Source organism: Veillonella intestinalis (assembly GCF_943193155.1).
Lineage (GTDB): Bacteria > Bacillota > Negativicutes > Veillonellales > Veillonellaceae > Veillonella_A > Veillonella_A intestinalis.
Genome location: NZ_CALPDB010000001.1, coordinates 98752 through 118113, shown reverse-complemented (window position 1 = coordinate 118113; position 19362 = coordinate 98752). Strand labels below are relative to the sequence as shown.

At 34.9% G+C, this 19362-nt stretch carries 19 protein-coding genes and 2 pseudogenes; 3 read left to right on the top strand and 18 right to left on the bottom strand.

The window, feature by feature from the left end:
• Positions 1-12: 12 nt before the first annotated feature.
• From NFR44_RS00545 to NFR44_RS00530, 4 genes are all read right to left on the bottom strand, one after another.
• Positions 13-372: a nucleotide pyrophosphohydrolase gene (locus tag NFR44_RS00545; RefSeq protein WP_251439985.1), complete on the bottom strand. Its 360-nt coding sequence runs from the start codon at positions 370-372 to the stop codon at positions 13-15.
• 23 nt (positions 373-395) lie between these two features.
• Positions 396-1619, bottom strand: a complete 1224-nt coding sequence (locus NFR44_RS00540) for a hypothetical protein (RefSeq protein WP_251439983.1) — start codon at positions 1617-1619, stop codon at positions 396-398.
• A gap of 61 nt (positions 1620-1680) precedes the next feature.
• Positions 1681-2937 carry a hypothetical protein gene (locus NFR44_RS00535; RefSeq protein ID WP_251439981.1) on the bottom strand — a complete coding sequence of 419 codons (1257 nt, stop codon included), beginning with the start codon at positions 2935-2937 and terminating at the stop codon, positions 1681-1683.
• Positions 2938-2973: 36 nt separating this feature from the next.
• Positions 2974-3168 (bottom strand): hypothetical protein, encoded by a 195-nt coding sequence (locus NFR44_RS00530; protein WP_251439979.1) that lies wholly within the window; start codon positions 3166-3168, stop codon positions 2974-2976.
• Between the two features lie 363 nt (positions 3169-3531).
• On the opposite strand from NFR44_RS00530, the gene NFR44_RS09475 reads away from it, so the two are divergent.
• From NFR44_RS09475 to NFR44_RS00515, 3 genes and pseudogenes are all read left to right on the top strand, one after another.
• Positions 3532-5031 (top strand): Y-family DNA polymerase, encoded by a 1500-nt coding sequence (locus NFR44_RS09475; protein ID WP_251439977.1) that lies wholly within the window; start codon positions 3532-3534, stop codon positions 5029-5031.
• A complete protein-coding gene (locus tag NFR44_RS00520) occupies positions 5028-5450 on the top strand; it encodes a hypothetical protein (protein ID WP_251439975.1) in 423 nt (140 codons plus the stop codon). Before NFR44_RS09475 ends, NFR44_RS00520 begins: the two co-directional genes overlap by 4 nt.
• Positions 5440-5739, top strand: a pseudogene (locus NFR44_RS00515) (DUF5960 family protein). The gene NFR44_RS00520 and the pseudogene NFR44_RS00515 overlap by 11 nt, the downstream one beginning before the upstream one ends.
• Before the next feature lie 38 nt (positions 5740-5777).
• Here NFR44_RS00515 and NFR44_RS00510 read toward each other — a convergent pair.
• The 14 genes and pseudogenes from NFR44_RS00510 to NFR44_RS00445 all read right to left on the bottom strand — a co-directional run bounded on the left by NFR44_RS00510 (position 5778) and on the right by NFR44_RS00445 (position 19312).
• Positions 5778-6401: a phosphatase PAP2 family protein gene (locus NFR44_RS00510; protein WP_251439973.1), complete on the bottom strand. Its 624-nt coding sequence runs from the start codon at positions 6399-6401 to the stop codon at positions 5778-5780.
• Positions 6402-6525: 124 nt separating this feature from the next.
• The gene (locus tag NFR44_RS00505) at positions 6526-7221 is read right to left on the bottom strand and encodes a response regulator transcription factor (RefSeq protein WP_251439970.1); all 696 of its coding nucleotides are present in this window, start codon (positions 7219-7221) and stop codon (positions 6526-6528) included.
• A gap of 61 nt (positions 7222-7282) precedes the next feature.
• Positions 7283-8740, bottom strand: a complete 1458-nt coding sequence (locus NFR44_RS00500) for a sensor histidine kinase (protein WP_251439967.1) — start codon at positions 8738-8740, stop codon at positions 7283-7285.
• A 2-nt stretch (positions 8741-8742) separates the two neighbouring features.
• Positions 8743-10092: a cation:proton antiporter domain-containing protein gene (locus NFR44_RS00495; RefSeq protein WP_251439964.1), complete on the bottom strand. Its 1350-nt coding sequence runs from the start codon at positions 10090-10092 to the stop codon at positions 8743-8745.
• Positions 10093-10110: 18 nt separating this feature from the next.
• A complete protein-coding gene (locus tag NFR44_RS00490; protein WP_251439963.1) occupies positions 10111-10725 on the bottom strand; it encodes a thiamine diphosphokinase in 615 nt (204 codons plus the stop codon).
• A 170-nt stretch (positions 10726-10895) separates the two neighbouring features.
• A complete protein-coding gene (locus NFR44_RS00485) occupies positions 10896-11315 on the bottom strand; it encodes a DoxX family protein (RefSeq protein ID WP_251439961.1) in 420 nt (139 codons plus the stop codon).
• Positions 11316-11595: 280 nt separating this feature from the next.
• Complete coding sequence (locus tag NFR44_RS00480) at positions 11596-12039, bottom strand: Rrf2 family transcriptional regulator (RefSeq protein ID WP_251439959.1); 444 nt, start codon at positions 12037-12039, stop codon at positions 11596-11598.
• 322 nt (positions 12040-12361) lie between these two features.
• Complete coding sequence (locus NFR44_RS00475; protein WP_251439957.1) at positions 12362-12991, bottom strand: NAD(P)-dependent oxidoreductase; 630 nt, start codon at positions 12989-12991, stop codon at positions 12362-12364.
• Between the two features lie 276 nt (positions 12992-13267).
• Positions 13268-13945: a TerC family protein gene (locus NFR44_RS00470; protein ID WP_251439955.1), complete on the bottom strand. Its 678-nt coding sequence runs from the start codon at positions 13943-13945 to the stop codon at positions 13268-13270.
• Positions 13946-14015: 70 nt separating this feature from the next.
• Entirely contained in the window at positions 14016-14546 is a 531-nt protein-coding gene (locus NFR44_RS00465) for a nitroreductase (protein ID WP_251439953.1), read from the bottom strand.
• 209 nt (positions 14547-14755) lie between these two features.
• Positions 14756-15595 (bottom strand): pirin family protein, encoded by an 840-nt coding sequence (locus NFR44_RS00460; RefSeq protein WP_251439951.1) that lies wholly within the window; start codon positions 15593-15595, stop codon positions 14756-14758.
• 248 nt (positions 15596-15843) lie between these two features.
• A pseudogene (locus tag NFR44_RS00455) lies at positions 15844-16419 on the bottom strand (PhzF family phenazine biosynthesis protein); the annotation flags it as partial.
• Positions 16420-16533: 114 nt separating this feature from the next.
• Entirely contained in the window at positions 16534-17574 is a 1041-nt protein-coding gene (locus NFR44_RS00450; RefSeq protein WP_251439948.1) for an LLM class flavin-dependent oxidoreductase, read from the bottom strand.
• Between the two features lie 400 nt (positions 17575-17974).
• The gene (locus NFR44_RS00445; RefSeq protein WP_251439946.1) at positions 17975-19312 is read right to left on the bottom strand and encodes an FAD-dependent oxidoreductase; all 1338 of its coding nucleotides are present in this window, start codon (positions 19310-19312) and stop codon (positions 17975-17977) included.
• Positions 19313-19362: the final 50 nt, after the last annotated feature.

The following is a 19362-nucleotide window of genomic DNA, read 5'->3' as shown; positions in this document are numbered from 1 at the left end:
TCAGCCTCTCAACTAATCATCTAACTCTGTATATTTCAAATTCTTTCCCTTTACTTTTTCTACAGCATACCTCTTATTGTTATATTCCATTTTCTTCTCTAAACAATCTTTTAAATCAAAATGGTTCATTTGAGAAAAACGTAATAAAAAGAAAAATATGTCTGCTAATTCACCGCCAATTTCAGCCCGTTTTGTATCATCCAACAACATTTCTTCCATCTGTTGATTCGTTTTAAATCTAAATAAATCTAACAGCTCATTAGATTCCGTAGATAAACCAATAGCTAAATCTTTAGGTGTGTGAAACTGATCCCAATCACGAGCTTCACAAAAAGTTTGTATTAACTGTGTTAATTCATCTAATGTATTCATAGCAGATTCCTTATTCGCTTCTATCAAAATGACTCTAAATTTAATTCAATTAATGTATTTCTATTAGTTAATAATAATCTCCATTCCCCCTCATTCCTCCAAGGAAGAGCAAGTTCTTTATCAAGGCCTTCATAAATACATCTAAATTCTAGATTTCTTTTAATTTCTTCATCATTCCTAATTATAGTTATTTCAATATTAACAATTGATATCAAAAAACTCTCTTCACGTGCAGAACATAATTTATACTTTTTTAATTCTAATTTTTCAAAAAACTTTCTACATTCACCCGCTCTTTTTCTATCACTAATATTAGAATAAAAAAGAAATGGAAAAAACTTTGATAGTTCACCATAATTTTTACTCTCCCAATATTTCATAGCCTTTATAACTTTAAAAATATAATCAAACCCCTCATAGTCTTCAGGTTCACCAACTTGTGGCACATCCTTACCGATAATAATCTCTTTAGGCTGCCAATTAGAAATTTCTTTAGTTCTTTTCTGTCGGTCCTTTATATTTTCAAAAAAACCTCCAATTTTACTTTTATTAGGCTTATCATTTCTTTTTTCCTTATTAACTTTAATCCAATCTGAAACTGCAAATAATAAGCATACACATTTACAAGCAACATATTCATTTGCATAATTTAAATCTAATCCATGTAAAATTCCATTCCTATAAGGAAAAAATATCTCCCCTTCATTAGTTTTATTTCTTTCTTGATTAAATATATTTTTCAATACTTGTAATCCTTTTTTGTCCCCTACTAAAGAACCCAATGTAATATATTCAGATTCAGAAGAAAAAAATCCTCTTTTTTTATTATAATCATTTATAGCTCCATCAATTATAATAAATGCTAATATGATACTAGCATAATATCGTCTAGAAAAATGATTTTCAAAAAATTCCTCTATTAATTCCTTCCTTATTTTAAAAACATCATCCGCATTTATAACCCACTGAGTAATATATTTCACGTCTGTTTTATAATAATTAATTAAAATTTTCTCACCAGACTCTATTCCTTTTTCCTTACTAACTTGAAGTGCTTTCTTCATTATATGAATATCCATGCTTTCATATGCACACCACCCATAACTTGAAAAAGTTTCATTAAAATACTTTAAAACATATTCAATATCTTTTATATTCTTTTTTAAAGAATTTATATCTTCTAAATATTTACTATTTAAATTTTTATTGAATATACGAATTATAAAATAGTATATATATATAATCATAATCCCAATTTTATACAACTTCACTTTTTTTAAAATATTCTACCAATCCCTTCAGATATATTTACTTAAACAATACACTAGGATTTAATATAATTAATTTCCAAGTGCCAATAGAATCAAATGTATCAGATTTTTCATCATCTTTCCAATAATGAATACAATTAAATTTTAAACTTGTCTTATTTTCTATCTCGTTTTTACACCATTTAACCTCCACTAACACTTCAGACTTAAATGGACTTTTCTCATTCACGTCAACAATTTCATAAGATTTGAATATCTTGTCTTCAAATTGCATTCTACATATCTTAGCTCTCCTATTATAATTATTTTCCATCCCAAATAATGAATAAAATGCCACTCCTAATTCTCCATAATTTTTGTTTTTCCATGAATCCATAGCATTAATAATATTTTTTAAATACGGAATATCTTGATAATTCTCACTACTATTTTCTAACATCATATGTTTTACTTTTATTTTCCTATTATTCCATTTTCTTATAAAATCCTCATCACGCTTTTTTCTAAAATCAGCCTGCCTAATAAAAGTAAATATATCCTCACTTTTCTCTATCACATTTCTTCTATCATTTTCTGTAGACTTATCTTTCATCCAACTAGCAATAGCAAAAAGTAATGCTATACACTTAGAGGAAACTAACTCATTTGCATAATTTAAATCCCGACCATGTAAAATACCATTTCTATATGGTACAGTAATCACATCTGTAGTCGTCTTTTGTCTTGATTTATTTAATAATATTTTAATCTGATTAAGCCCTTCAGAACACCCTATTATACTATCCCAAACTGTATAATTTGCATTTTCAACAAAAAAGCCTTTTATAGATGTAAAATCATTAACTGCTCCATCCGCAACAATTAATGCTAAAGGAATACTAGAATAATATCTTTTAGCTAAATGATCTTCAAAAATAAGATTAATTAACTCATATCTTTGTCTAAAAGCTTCCGAACTATTTTTAATCCAATGCTTAATAGAGTATACCTGTGAAGAGTAAAACTCACACAAAAGTTTGTCAACACGCTCTAACGCTTCTTTCTCATCACTATTATTTTCCTCAAAAATTTCAACACAATTTTTCATCAAATCAAAATTCATTTCAGCATAAGCACACCACCCTGCTTTAGCAAAATACTCATTAAATTTAGTAATTACATCACCTATTAATATAAAACGTTCCTTAATTGTATCGAGCTTTTTAATTTCTTCTAAACTAATTTGTTTCTTTAAATTTAACAATTCATTAATTTGACTAATATTATTTATTATAGTTACTAAATTTTTATCCAAAATAGACTCCTTAATCCTTCCAACATAAAAATCGACCTACTCAAACTCTATATCATCCCCATCAATCTCTTCCAATCCATATTTCTTATCAATTTCTTCCTGCGAAATCAATGTACTAGGATTATAATTTTCTAACCGTTTCAAAGCTAATTGTAATAAACAGTCATCTTCCAACGGCAACAAAAAATTCAATCCCTGTTGAATACTCTTGCCACGTTTTTCATAATTCATAAACTATCCCCCTACTTAAATGACGTCAACTCTCCATTTTTATTATTTACGAACATATATCTACTCTTACTATAAATCCTTTTTAAAAATTCTTCAATTACTATTCAAAATTACCAAATATAAAAAAAGACCGATAGCCTCTATCCCTCTAGCTGCTATCGGTCTTTTCTTATTATGCATTTCAAATATAAACTATCCTACATGCTGTCTATTTAACTTTTGTCAACAATTCCAATTTCCTTCATTTATATCTCCTAGCCTTCATACAATTTTTACTCTTTATCCACCTTAAAACCAAACAAATATATCATTGACTAAAATATTTGTTCGATATATTATTTTAGTAGATATAAAGGAGGGAGCATGATGGGATACATTAATTATGACTTAGAGCCACGGTCTGACATTGCCTTTATCGACATGAAATCCTTTTACGCTAGTGTCGAATGTATTGAACGCGGCCTTAATCCGTTAACAACTTCACTCTGTGTTATGAGTCGTGCTGATAACTCTAAGGGTCTTATCCTAGCCTCCTCGCCCACTTTCAAACATGTTTTTGGCAAACAAAATGTAAGCCGTTCCTATGATTTACCATTCGATATTGAAACACGCCGCTTTAATATGAAACGTGCTCTGCAAGAGGGACTTCCCATTACGTCTAAGTATATTAATTATATTGAAAGCTGGGCGCAACGAACCCTAATTGTACCACCTCGTATGGGATTATATATTGTAAAAAATATAGAAATTCAGCAAATTTTTCGTGAATACGCTGCTACAGAAGATATCTGCCCTTACTCTATTGACGAAGGCTTCATTGATTTAACTCGCTCCATTAACTATTTTATCCCCCAACATCATCTATCACGCCGTGAAAAATTAGATATTATCTCTGCCAAAATTCAACATGATGTATGGCGCCGTACTGGCATTTTTAGCACTGTTGGCATGTCTAATGCCAATCCTCTACTGGCTAAATTGGCCTTAGATAATGAAGCTAAAACAACACCTATGATGCGTGCCAATTGGTCTTATGAAGAGGTTCCTACTAGGGTATGGAAACTACCTAAACTAACAGATTTTTGGGGCATCGGTCGCCGTACAGCACGTCGTTTAGAAAAATTAAAAATCTATACCATTAAGGATTTAGCCCATGCAAATCCAGATATGCTAAAAAAAGAGTTTGGCATTATTGGTGTACAGCTATGGTTTCATGCTAACGGTGTTGATGAGAGTAATGTACGAGAACCTTGTAAAGTACATTCAAAAGGAATCGGTAATTCACAAATTTTACCACGTAATTATACTAAACAAACTGACATTGAATTATTATTATCTGAAATGGCCGAACAAGTAGCTATCCGCTTACGCCGCAGTCACCAGCAAGCCCAATGCGTATCACTCTACATTGGCTTTGCTAAAGATGTACCATTTAGGATAAATTCCTCAACAAGAGCTTCCCATTTCCATACACCTAGCCATGAAACTAACAATAAGACTGCACGTGATTCCTTTCAAGCACAAATGAAGATAGAAGCTACCCAATTAACAAAAGACCTCACTAAATATGTACTCACCCTTTTTCACAAACATTATAAAGGAGAGGCCGTACGGCAAATTGGTGTACGCTATAGCCAACTAGTGCCAGAAACCTTACAGAGCATGTCCCTCTTTGATAATCCTGAAACCATTCAAAAAGCCTATAATTTGGAGCATACCATTGATGATATTCGCCGCCAGCATGGCTTTCTTTCCGTCCAAAAGGCTTCAGCCCTCTTAGAAGCTTCCCGAGCTATTACACGCAGTAAGCTCATAGGTGGTCATGCTGCTGGTGGCGCTGGTGGCTTGGATGGTCTCTTATGACTAATCGATCATATTTACCCTTCTTGTCAGCACGAACCTACAAAGACCGTAAAATGGCTAAATGGATGGGATTCTTTTTATCAGATCATCAAACAGCCCTCTTACAATCTCATTTTTCATTAGAATTAGGGAGTGCTATGAGTCAAGAAGAACGCTTAATCTGGCTAAGTCGCCTTTATGCACAACAATGTAAAGCTACATTTTATATTCAGGAATATTTCAAGAGTGGCTCCACTATACGACAATTACAAGGTTACATTCAAAATATAAGTTTAGAAGAAGTCATTATAAAAACAGTGCCCTCAGATTCAGATTTAAATATAACAAAAGATATAAATCTAACCTCAACATATGTCACTGTTTCATTAGACCAAATTATACGTATTACCACCGAGGAGATGAATACCGATGAAAACTAGAGAGTTTCAACGCAATCAACTACAATTCGCCTATTTTACGCCTAACTATTTGCAATTTGAAAAGGACTTTTACGAATATTCAGCCTTAGATACACCACTAACGTTTTTAACAGATGACATTTTACAAAGCATGGCTCATTCTTAGCAGAACTTTTTTAAATTGAACAAAGAAAATGCTAAAGACAATCAAGATCATTACTTTTATTTTAAAATTCAAACAGTAGAACCTAAACGCTTAATCAGACAGTATGTATATGAAGGCCACTCTGTCGCCAAACACAAGCCTTAATTCTGCCATAGTATAATAAAAAACCAGTAAGCTATAGCTTACTGGTTCTTATTTATAGAGAATGAGTCTAGCTGTTCCACACCTAAGGGCTGTTGCAACCAATTAGGTAAATGGTGACTATATGTCTTAAATAGCCAGCGACAAATATAAATACTTAGACCACCTATTAAAATACCAAGTAGTGTACCAACTAATACGTCCGTAGGATAATGTACATATAAATATATGCGGGAAAATCCCATAATAATAGCACTACCAAGGATTATATATCGACCAGGAATTCTCTCTAGCATTAATATGGTAGCCATGGCAAAAGACGACCAGGTATGCCCTGATGGGAACGAATATCCCTGTGGGGCTGTAATTAATAATTGCACAGCTGATTCCCACTCAAAGGGTCGCAAACGCCCTACTAACGGCTTAATTCCTAAATTACAAATTAAAAAGCCTATGCCTAACGCTAGTACAATGGCCACCCCGGTTTTACGATATGCAGAGTTCCAAAGTAAGTAGGCTCCTATAATCAGCCAAATAAAACCACTGTCACCTAATGTAGTAATACCAATCATTAATGAATCTAACCACGCTGTGTGCCAGTGTAACCAAATATAATTTAAAATAGCAAAATCAAATTGCTGAATATCATTGAACACGCTATGCATTATATACCTCCTTGTAGGCTATTCTGCCAATCATAATAGCCAGTATACCGGAGGATGTTAAACTCCATTTACATCAAATATAAACAATTGTTAAACATTTATTCTTAATGCCAGCCTAAGTGCTCTATAACTTAAACCGATACCCTGCGCCCCATACGGTTTCAATATATCGAGGATTACTTGGATCATCTTCAATCTTTTCACGCAACCGATTAATATGAACAGGAATTGTCGCTACATCACCAATAGCATCAAAGCCCCAAATCCGCTCATATAAAGTTTCTTTATCAAAAACTAAATCACCATTTCGTACTAAAAATAATAAAAGTTCATATTCTTTATTTTTTAAAGTAATTTCTTCATTGCGGACAAATACACGATGTGAGCCAGGTTGGATTCTTAAGTGACCGACTTGAATTTCAGCTAAAGTTTCTTTCTGAGGGCTCTGCTTTAAACGGTCATATTGTGCTAAATTAGCTTTTACCCGAGCTACTAAAATACTTGGTGAAAAAGGCTTTTCAATATAATCATCAGCACCAAGTCCTAACCCACGGATTTTATCAATGTCTTCTTGTTTAGCTGTTACTAATAAAATAGGAATATCTAATGTTTCACGAAGTTGCTTGCAAATAGTAAAGCCGTCCAACCTAGGTAGCATCACATCCAATAATATTAAATCAAATTTGCCTGTCAAAGCCTGCTTTAATCCGGCTTCCCCATCATGGGCTAAAACTACCTCAAACTGGCTAAGTTCTAAATAGTCTCGTTCAATTTCTGCAATGGCTTTATCATCTTCAATGATTAAAATCCGTTTAGCCACAATATATCCTCCTTCTTCGCGTTTTAATGCACGTCTTCACTTTTACTGCTCTTTTTCACTTTTAATGCGCTTTTTCATATATAGGGAATTTCATAGTAATTTGCAAACCATGGGGAACCACTGCCTCAGCGCTAATGGTTCCCTTCATTTGTTGAACCATTTTCTTAACAATAGCCAATCCTAAACCACTACCTGTATGAGGATTACTACGAGCTACATCATCGCGATAAAACACTTCAAACAAGCGCTCCATATTAGCTGCTGTCGTACCAGGTCCGTCATCAGCTAAAGAAATCGTAACAAAATTATCACGATTTTCACAACGCATGTATAGGTGCCCCCTATTCTTTGTTTTATATTTTACACTATTATCTGCAATATTTAATAAAATATGGCGAATTTGAAATGGATCTGCCCATACTGTAAAGTTCTCGCCAACTAACTCATACTGTAACTGCAAACCTTTATTTTCATAGGCTACACTTTCATTGCGTACAAAATTTGCAATCTCTTGCCCCATATCTACTTCTTCTGGGTAATTAGGATAATCATCCATTTCCATTTTAGAAAACGTAAATAAATTGCTAATCATTCGCTCCATTTCATCAGCCTTAGTTTGAATCATGCGGATATATTTAGCTTCTAATTCAGGTGTTGTAGCAATGCCATCTTGAATACCTTCTGCGTATGCTTTAATCGACGTTAAGGGGGAACGCAAATCATGAGATATACCAGCCAACAACTCTTTTCGATTCTCTTCTTGCTTTTGAATAAGCTCAACTGATTCTTTAAGACGACGAGCCATTTCATTAAAATCTTCACAAATAGGCGCAAATTCATCACGCCCCTCATAAGAAAGTTTTACTTCTAAATTTCCATCACGAATTTGGCGAACGCCTTTCGCTAATAAATCAAGTGCACTGCGAATCCGTTGAAATACAAACCGAGTTAAGAAGCGATTTGCAAAAATAACGCCAACAATGACAACGGCAAAAATAAAAATCAAAGTCCATTTAACCGTATCTTTAGCGGGCCATACATGAGGCTGTATTTCAGAGCCAAAAATATACACTCTATAAGTACCATACAAGGTCTGTATATCTCGCAAGGCTACAGCATGTGTCCCCACCGAAATAATGCCTCTATCTTCTAACTGCTCCGCTAATGTTTGTAAATAATTCGTATAAGTGTTAGGCTCCTCGCCCCAAACCCATAACTTCTCTTGTGGATCTTCAATACATACAGTATAGCCTGTTAGTAGGCGCAACGAACTACCTACCTCAGATAGTCTAGGATCTCGACCTTGCGCGGATGTTTCATTTAACTTACCTTCGATTTGTGTCAGTAAAAACGAACTTGTTTTTTCAAAGTCATCTAAATCGCGCACTCCAATATTATTTTCTTGTACAAGAGGAACCCAAAGAGCCGTAATCGTAAAAAAGCTAATAACAAAAGCAATTAACACAGGAATACCAATCATCAAGAAGTTAGATATAGTAAGTCGTTGTTTAATCGTCATTTCTATTGCTCCTGTCCATCATATGTAAGCCAGCGTGTATAAAAATAGTCCATACAAATAGCACCAATCGGTGATGTAATTACAATGGCCATTGCGGAAGCGGCTAATACTAAAGGCCCACTAGCTAAACCTAATGCTAAGGGAATTCCTCCAATCGCAGCTTGCACTGTAGCTTTTGGCGCATAAGAAATAGCACAATATGCTCGTTCTTTTCGATTCAACGGCGTCTTCCATAAGGAAATTACCACACCTATAGTGCGCCCTACTAAACCTAATCCAATAACTGCCATTAAAATGCCACTCATGCTAAGCATATATGTTGTATCAATAGCAGCGCCTACAAGTACAAATAAAATGATTTCTACAGGAATCCAAAGTTGGTTAACCATCCGGTTAAGTCCTTGCCCTAATTCATAAGGAACTTGTCCCTTAACCACACTAGCCATAACCATGACGGCCAATAGCCCCGAAATAGAAATAATAGACTTTAACCAATTCCCCAAAGCTACTAAAACAAATGCAGTGGCAACAATAAGGGTTAATAGTAAGGTAGCTTGCTGTGGCGTCATCATATAGGTCTTCATAGCCTTAGCTTGATTACCTTCTTTATTCTCTTTTGCAGAATTAATAGCTTCTTCTTTTAATAAGTTCTGACTCACTTTTAATACCTTTGCTTTGGCTATAGTAGGCGCACTAGGGCTCATAATTTTCGCAATATAAGCTAATAATACACCACTTAATACACCTAAAAGAATACCACCTAATAAAGCGATAGGAACTTGTGCCATAGCTTCTAATGCCCCTATGCCATCAGGCGTTTCCACATGGGCCTCTACCAAAGTTAACACGAGCGAAAAAACTACAACAACTACAATATCTTCTAATGACGAGGCCACCATAATAAGTTGAGGAATTTTTTTAGCAATCCCGTACCGCTGCTCAATTAAATGAATCATGCGAAATACAACAACAGCTGGTGAAACGGCACATACAGCCGTTGCAAGTAATAAAGCTTCTAGCCCATGTAATTCAAAAACAGTAAGCCCCAAATATGTTAATACAATAAGCTCTAACAGCACAGGCACAGTCGCCATCATAAGTAATGGACGACCTAAGTTCCAAATATCTCGCAAGTTAATAGCTAACCCCGCCTTAACTAGAATTAAAATAAGTGCCATTTGCCGTAAATCTGGCGAAATAGTTAGCATTGTACTATCTAACCAATTATAGCCTTGTGGCCCTAATATAAGACCGGCCACCATAAGCCCTATAATCGTAGGCAGTTGAATACGGCGGCACAGCCCTGCTAGGGCTGCCCCACCTAATAAAATAAAACCTAAAGAGGTTAACACACTAAGACCTCCTAATCTTTATATATTCACCATAGATACCATTAAAACCCCTTCGCCTACTTTAATATGAGCGGTACCTTTCCATTCATTACTCACACCAATAGGAAAAGTATTTTTTAACGTAGCCTCTTTCAACTCATAAGTAGTGCCTGTTACTGTCACATTTTTACACTCATCAGTCATAGCTAATACTGACAAAGAACAATCTTCTCTTGGCTCAATAATAAGTTCTCCATGATTAATAAAATAGCTATCTGTATCATGGTTTACCATACGCACAACCGCACCTCGGCTAGCCGCATACATAGCCGCTTGCACATTGCCCATTAAATGATCAAAACGTCCACCAAATGCACAATACAACGTTAAGTCTAAATACTCATTATCTAATGCATACCGAATGGCTGCCATCGTATCAGTATCATCTTTCATAGTAGGCAAATCAAGAATCGGTATCCCCGCTGTCACAGCCCCATGATATGAGTCAAAATCACCGACTATCAAATTAGGTTCTAAATTATATTCTTTTAAATAGGCATAGCCTCTATCACAAGCAATAATAAAATCAGCTGTATCAATCCCGTCTAAGGTAGAAAATAAACCACCTAATACAATGGCACAATGTTTTTTCATAGCTGCTCTCCTAAGTATATACTAATATATGACCTACTATACACTAAACAGAGAGAGAATGAAATAGATATTACAAAAGAACTTTTAATATTTGTTAAATTTTTCTTAAATTAAAAACAGGCCCTACTAATAGAGCCTGCTTTTCGAGGAATTTTTTATTTATTTTGTTTTTATTTTTTATGCGCTAATTTATAGTCCATACTAAAGCGACCAGGTCCAGCAATTAACAGCATAATAGCACCAAACATCATTTGTGATGGATAGTCCCAAGCCAAGAAACCCTTACCTAGTTCTAATACCGTAGCTACAAATAAAGTACCAATAATCATTAAGGAGCCTAGACGAGTTGCCAATCCTAAAACAAGCAACAGGCCACCTAATAATTCGGCTGTGGCAGCCATAAAACCTAATACAAGATATCCACCAGTAATGCCAAATATTCCTAGCATACTGCCTACACCATATAAGGCTTGCTCACCGCCAGCAAACTTAAAATAGCCATGAGCCATCATAGATAAACCAAATACAATACGATAAAATAATAAGCCACTATCCTGATAACGGAATAAATTTTTCAATAATACATTCATGCTTTACAACTCTCTTTCAAACTTTATTTAACACACAAAATAACAATCTATCGTTGTTTGAGCTCTACAACTAGTAACATCTTTAATTACAAGTAAATTATATAGCAATTAAGTTGTAATGTCAACACATACATCTTAGATTTGTTATTCATTTTCAATATTTTTATTATAAAAAAGGCGCATGATAATTCATGCGCCTTGTCATTTACTACTTTATTCAATTAGTAGCATTTACTATACACACCACTATTGCAGCATATATCAGCTACGCTAAAGAATACTATTGAGCATCCTTTTCAATTTGAGCCTCTGCATCTTCAATTACAGACGCCAAAGTAATACTCTGTAGCTCATTCTCCAATGCATTTTGAATTTGTACCAAGCGATGATCTAACACATCATGAATATGATTCCCTACCGGACAATCCTTAGCTGGATTTTCATGAAAACTAAATAATTGACCATTATCCAAGGACTCTACAGCATTAAAAATATCTAATAAAGTAATCTCTGATGGACATTTAGCAATCTTAATCCCCGAACTCCCTTGACGAGAATCCACAAGGCCATGAGCCTTAAGCATAAGGACAATATTGCGGATAATAACAGGATTTACATTAATACTACCAGCCAAAAATTTGCTGGTCACTTTATAATTTTTTTCAGCAATAGCAATGCAAGTAAAAATATGAACCGCTATAGTAAAACGACTTGATATTTGCATATCATGCCCTCCTCAATTCATGTTACATAATGTGAAGGTACTTCACCTATTTATACTATGGTAAGCTAATCCCGCTTCTTAGATTAGTTCAATACAACCTTGTAATATTAAATATTACATTTTAAGTATAACACGAATTAATATAATTTACTATAGCTGTTCCTATTTGCCTCCTAATTTAAAGAATATAAGCTGAAATATATACTCCAAATAATCTAAAATATATACACTATAAGGTAAAGCTAATAAAACTATAAAGCGAATAAAACTATATGCTAAACTATACACTAAAATATATACTTAATGATCTAAAGCCTATATTTTATTTGCCAACTACACTAATCCGTTGCTGTACATGATGCCCTTTTTCAATTTCATCGACCAAAGCCATGGCGTAATCAGCATAACTAACTACACTTTCACCTCGTTCATTAAGAGTAAACTCTTCACCACTTAATATATATTCACCAGTACGCTTGCCGTCCGCTTCAAATTCTGCAGCAGGACTAACGAATGTCCACTTTACATCATGTCTTTTACGAAGTGCTACTAATTCATCAGCCTGTGCTTTAGCTAATGGATAATATTCCTTAGGAAATTCTGGCGTATCTAATAGCTGCATTGTATGTTCTTTATTTACATACAAGCTACCAGCCCCACCAACAACTAATAAACGAGTGTCCGTATTAGCTACAGCATCTGCTAGATGCATTAATGACTGTGTATGCAGATCTAAAGTATCTGGTGAAAACGTACCAAATGCATCAACAACAGCATCAAATCCAGCTAAATCAGCCGCCGTAATATCAAAAATATCTTTTTGTACAAACTGCTTAGCATCAGATTTATTTTCACTCCGTGCGAAACCAGTTACCTCAAATCCACGACGAAGAGCCTCTGCGACTACCAAACGCCCTACTTTACCATTAGAACTTACTACTGCAATTTTCATAATATAACCTCCTACGATATACATCAAAAATTCGTTTATTGCAAGATTACTTATGAGCCCTTACTAACTAGCTACATCATGTATCGTAATCTCGCACCAGCATGTAACTTTATACATTACATGTTAATTGTAACTAACCTAAGTTGTAATGTCAATATTTACATTTTGTATATAGCTAAATAAATGTTGTTGTATTTTCACACTAAAAACGACTCCTACGATAATACATCGCTAGGAGTCGCTCATACTTTTAAGTATCTACAACTTGATATACACTTATTTTTCTGTAGTTTTAGATTTTCTCATACGTTTTACCATAAGAGCCGCTATTACGACTAATACAACGCCAGCAATTTCAATTACGCGCTCATAGCCCATAATATAAGGTTTCAAGAATGGCTCTGCAGTTACCATTTCACTAGCTACCCACGCTAATAAACTACCACCAATCCAAAGAATAATTGGGTATTTATTAATGATACGTGCTAGTAAACGAGATCCATAAATCAAAAGTGGAACCGTAATTAACATCCCTACAATGACTAATTCAAGATGACCTTTAGCCGCACCAACTACCCCAATTACATTATCTATACTCATCATAGCATCGGCAATAATAATCGTAGTGATAGCCCCTCGCAAAGAATCCTTACTTTCAATATTAGCATCATCATCATCGCCAATGAGTAAATGAAAGGCAATCCATAACAAGACTAAGCCGCCAATAAAGTGAAGGCCGGGTATAAATTCTAAGGCTTCTACTAAAATGGTAGCAAAAATTAATCGCATAGCAATGGCCCCAAAAGTGCCCCACATAATTGCTTTTTCTCGTAACTTAGGCTCTAACTTACTAACAGCCATCCCAATAACAACGGCATTATCACCGGCTAGCAAAATATCCACTACAATAATTTTGCCAATCATAATCCATGTACTTACTTCTAAAAACTCCATATATACCACCATTCTATGTATAAACTGCGTTGTTCTTAACGTGTTACTTTATATGCAATGTGTCATAATCTCATTCTACATAATATACCCAAGAATCCTTACGAGGACTTGCTTTTGGCTCTTTACCATTCACATAACCAATGACACAATGACCGATACCTACATATTCACCAGTAATACCTAAAGATTTTAATAAAGCCTGCCCTTCAAAGGATTCAAATTCTTCCTTAGCGCGATGAATCCAGCAACTCCCTAAGCCTAGAGCATGAGCTGCCAACATTAAATTACCCATGACCAAGGAACCATCATAAACATGTGTAGGTCTTTCTTTAGCCGCTAATACAATTAAAACAACAGGTGCACCATAAAAAGGATCCATGTCAGTACCCATAAGCTGTGCATTTCGCTTAGCTAGTTGGTCCCGCAATTCTTTATTTGTTACGGCCACAATGATAGGTGACTGCTTCCCCATACCAGAAGCGGCATAAGTACCAGCTTTTACTATTTTCTCAATCAATTCTTTTGGCACTGCATCTGGTTTAAAATTACGAATACTCCGCCTTGTTTCAATTAGTTGCAACATATCATCTGCTAACGCCATTTATACTCATCTCCTCAAGGTCTTTTAATGGCCTATTACGTCTCCAAGGTTAAAATAATGCTTATTATTTTACAATGAACCATTCTATTTATTAACAAAAGTCTCTTTTCATTCTATCACAATTTCTCTATAGAAAGTAATACATTATGTCTAATTTTATGAAAACTAAAAATAGCCCCTGCTTACTGCAAGGGCTTAATAAATTTACCTCAATATTCAACTTTATCTTTTATAAATGTGCCATTACGTAATTCTGCAAACGCTTGTTGCACTTCATCTTGTGTATTCATTACAATTGGTCCCGCCCAAGCTGCTGGTTCATGCAATGCTTTAGAACTAATATATAAGACTTGGCCAGCCTTATCGCCCATTTTCAAAGTTACTTCTGTACCTGCGGTCAATTTAACAGCTGTTTTTTCTTCTATAAACTCACCATTTACATATATATTACCTAATAAAGTAAAGAGCATAACGGAATCTTCTTCTTCGGACTCAATGGTAATATTAGCCTCTGCTGCCATATGCACATCATAATAATCTAATGGTAAATGTTCACCTTTATAACCTTGATGATCTTTATATTTACCTGCCAATAAACGAATTTTACCACCTTCAAAAGGTATTTCTTCAATATCAGCCCGCTTTATAGAATGATAACTTGGTTTACTCATCTTTTCAGCTTGTGGCAAATTTAACCATAACTGAACCCCTAATAAACGATCTGATGCTGGCACCATTTCTTCATGTAAAATACCAGAGCCAGAATTCATCCATTGTACTTCACCATCAGAAATACCTTCTTCATTACCTAAGCTATCCCGATGAACCATTCTACCTTGTGAAACATAACTAATCGTCTCAATCCCACGATGTGGATGCATTGGAAAACCAGCTGTATATTCTTCTGGATTTATACTATCAAAAGAATCTAGCATCAAAATAGGATCAAACTCTTCAATTGTATTATTGCCCAAAACACGTACTAAACTCACGCCAGCACCATCTTGTGTTCTAAAACCTTTTACTTTAGTTTTTATTTTACGTTCCATATTTACGTACCTCTCTTTAAATAGTATTCTTTTTTGCTAACCTTGCTACTATAACAAATAATCTGATACTTATTTTTTATATTTTAGTGCAAATTTATTTCAACCTCGCACAATTATATCTAATTAGATATAATTGATGTAGTTATATTATAGTATATCTTTTACTCCATGTAAATAGAGACTTGTAACGATTACTAAGTAACCATTACAAGCCTCTTATCGCCTAACTATTCTTATATCCTTATATTTTATAGCCAATCTCCACTTGCTACAATATGACAAGTGCCACCCACCTCAATTACCCATTCATCAGTAGACTTATATTGAGCATGCACTTGCAAGACAGAAACACGTCCCATATCCTCCCCTTGATACACTGTATAAGTAATATCTGAAGCGTTGAAATAATTATGATGTAATAAATAGCCTGCTAAATCTCCATTAGCGCTCCCTGTCGCAGGATCCTCTACAAAGTCTTCCATTAAACAGCGAGCCGATAATTGCGTCGCACCTTCTTGCACAAAGAAAAGATGATTACAATTACAAGCAGGATGTTTATCAACATAGGTCTTAAATGCCTCTTTATTTACTTTCACTGCCCGCAAAGCTTCTCTTGAAGTCAGTGGTATAATCACAGCTTCTAAGCCTGTGCTCACCCATTGTACAGGAAATTCATTAGCTATATCAGCGTCTATAATTCCAAAAATAGAGGCAATTTCACGTTTATCAATACATTCACCAAAAGTAGGTGCCTTCTGGCTCATAGTCAATGTATCGCCCTTAATTGCTACTGGAATTTGACCGACTTTTAAATTTAAAATAACGTCCTCTGATCGCCCTCCTTTGCTTAATTATAGCAAAAACAACTATAAAGACATACTAATTCATAAAAAACTGTAGCAACCTCTCCCAAAAGAGGTTTGCTACAGCTTTTTATTTTATCTATTTTTTACTACATCAGCTAATAATTGATAGGAGTGAATTTGCGCCTTTGTATCATAAATTAGGCTATTAGCCATAATTTCTTCAAACTCTACGCGCTGTTGTAACTCTTTCAGCTGTTCGTTAGCCGTCTTAGGACTACCAATTAAAGAAACTGAAGCCATTTGTCTTACAATCGCTTGTTCTCTAAATGCTAAATCTTCCGCTCTAAAAGAAATCGGTCCAAAATGAGGTGCTGTTCTAGCCGCTACATAATTATCCCAGATTTCATCTTCTGAATTAACTGGCGGTTGCAACCCTTTGCGACTATTAGTTACAACGCCTAAAAAACTCTGTGTCTGCGTTGTTGCTAACCGAATAGCTTCTTCATCGCTATCCGCTAAAATCGCATTAAGGCCTAAAATAACATACGGTTTATCTAATACATCAGATGGTTTAAAACGTTCTCTATAAATAGCAATTGCATCTTCCATCATAGTTGGTGCAAAGTGAGCTGCAAAGGAATATGGCAGACCTAATTCAGCCGCCAAATACGCACTATCTGTACTAGAACCTAAAATATAAAATGGTACATCAATACCAGCAGCAGGATACGCATGTACTGGATTGGTATCATTAAAATAGCCTTTTAACTCGTCTAACTCACTAGCAAAATCTGTATATAAATTTTGAGTGCGACGCAAAGCTCGTGCTGTTACTTGATCAGTACCAGGCGCTCTACCAAGACCTAAGTCTACACGATTCGGATATAAAGTTTCTAAGGTACCATATTGCTCTGCCACAATATAAGGACTATGGTTTGGAAGCATTACCCCTCCAGAGCCTACCCGAATAGACTTTGTATTTGCTAGTGTATGTTGAATTAACAATTGTGTAGCGCTACTGCCTATGTTCTTCATATTATGATGTTCTGCAATCCAATACCGTTCATAGCCAAAACTTTCAACTTGTTTTGCCAATTCGGTCATATCTTGAAACGCTTCACTATGTGTTTGTCCTTCTCTCAAAGGAACTAAATTTAAAACAGATACTTTCATAGCTGCCTCCTGTTTAAGTTATATGTAAGCTCCCATATATACCTTTTCATACCCTAACTAATCCTATTTTATATCAAATCTATAATTCGAGATTTTTCTATATTAATATAATACTCGCAATCTAATAATATGTCAATTGAAGAAGTTATAAAAAATACCTAATAAAAAAACAGCAATGGCTGTTTAATCAGCACATTACTGTTTTTTATTACAAACTAACATTATTCATCCAACTCATCTTTATTTCGTCCAATTACACTATGTTTTTGGATGAAACACTATATAGTTGGACGAATACATGCAAAACTGAGTAACACATACAAAGGAAAACAACGTAAGCAAAATCTAATATGTAACTAAATCTATTATGCAATTAAATCAACTAAATCACTGAAATAGATTAAGCAAATAAATCATTCAAACTTTCTGACATAGTTGGATGCGTATAGATAAAGTCACGTAATACTTGATAATCTAAATTCTGATCCATAGCCAATTTAATAAAATTAATGATTTCATAGGATTCCGCACAAAATAGCTGAGCCCCCAAAATTTTATTATTGCTGTCTATTAAAGCTTTCAAAACACCGTCTGTTTTACGAATTACTTTTGCTTTTGGAATAGCATTCGCTGCTAAAGTAACTACTCGATACTCAAGATTATTTGCTTTTGCTTCTTGTTCATTAAGACCTACCCGTGAAAATGGTGGATCAATGAATACGGAATAGGCAAACGCACCACGATTATTAATTGTCCGTTCTTTATCACCTTGCATATCTTCTAAAATAATCCGACTATCATCCAATGAAATATAAGTAAATTGTAACTTACCACATACATCACCAGCCGCCCAGATATTGGGAACATTCGTCCGCAAATGTTCATCTGTTTCAATAGCGCCACGTTTTGATAGTCTAATACCTGCTTTTTCAGCAGCCAACTCATCGGTATTAGGACGGCGACCAGTGGCTATTAAAATGGCTGACGCTTCTAAAGAATGTTGTGTTTCATCAACTTTATAATATAAAGTGCCCTCCTTAATTTCTGTTGCCTCAGCGCCTGTTATAATATTTACTCCCTTAGCTTCTAATACAGAGCGAATATTAACTGCTATATCTTCATCCTCCCGCGGCAAGAAAGTATCTCTATCTTGTACTACTGTTACTTTACTACCAAAATTTGCATATAGTGCAGCAAACTCAAGCCCTATATAGCCACCACCTAAAATTGTCAACGTTTCAGGTAAATCATCTAACTCCATAAGCGTTTCAGACGTATACACCTCAGTACTAGCTGCTAACCCTTTAATAGCTGGGATAACTGGCGTCGATCCCGTATTAATAATAAATTGCTTACCTTCTAAGGTGATGTCCCCAGTAGCAGTTTTAACACTAATATGTGTAGCATCAACAAAAGAGGCTACCCCATCAATAATATCAGCACCAGCTTGTGCCACTTTATCATAATTTGCTTTACGCAACGCTGTCGTCAACATTCGTTTTTCTGCAATAACTTGTTTATAATAAGCAGCTTTAGCTGAAAAGTCTGCCTTAGGTGCTAACTCTGCATCTGTTACTAATCGTTTCGACGGCAAACAGCCTACATTGATACAAGTACCACCATACATAAACACATTTTTTTCAATCAACGCTACCGACTTCCCCTGTTTAGCTAATTTACCTGCTAACGTTTTACCTGCTTTACCAAAACCAATTACAATTACATCATACGTTTTCATACTAAGCCTCCTCTACACATTTTTCCATGCCCCTCAAGAACCGTCACGGA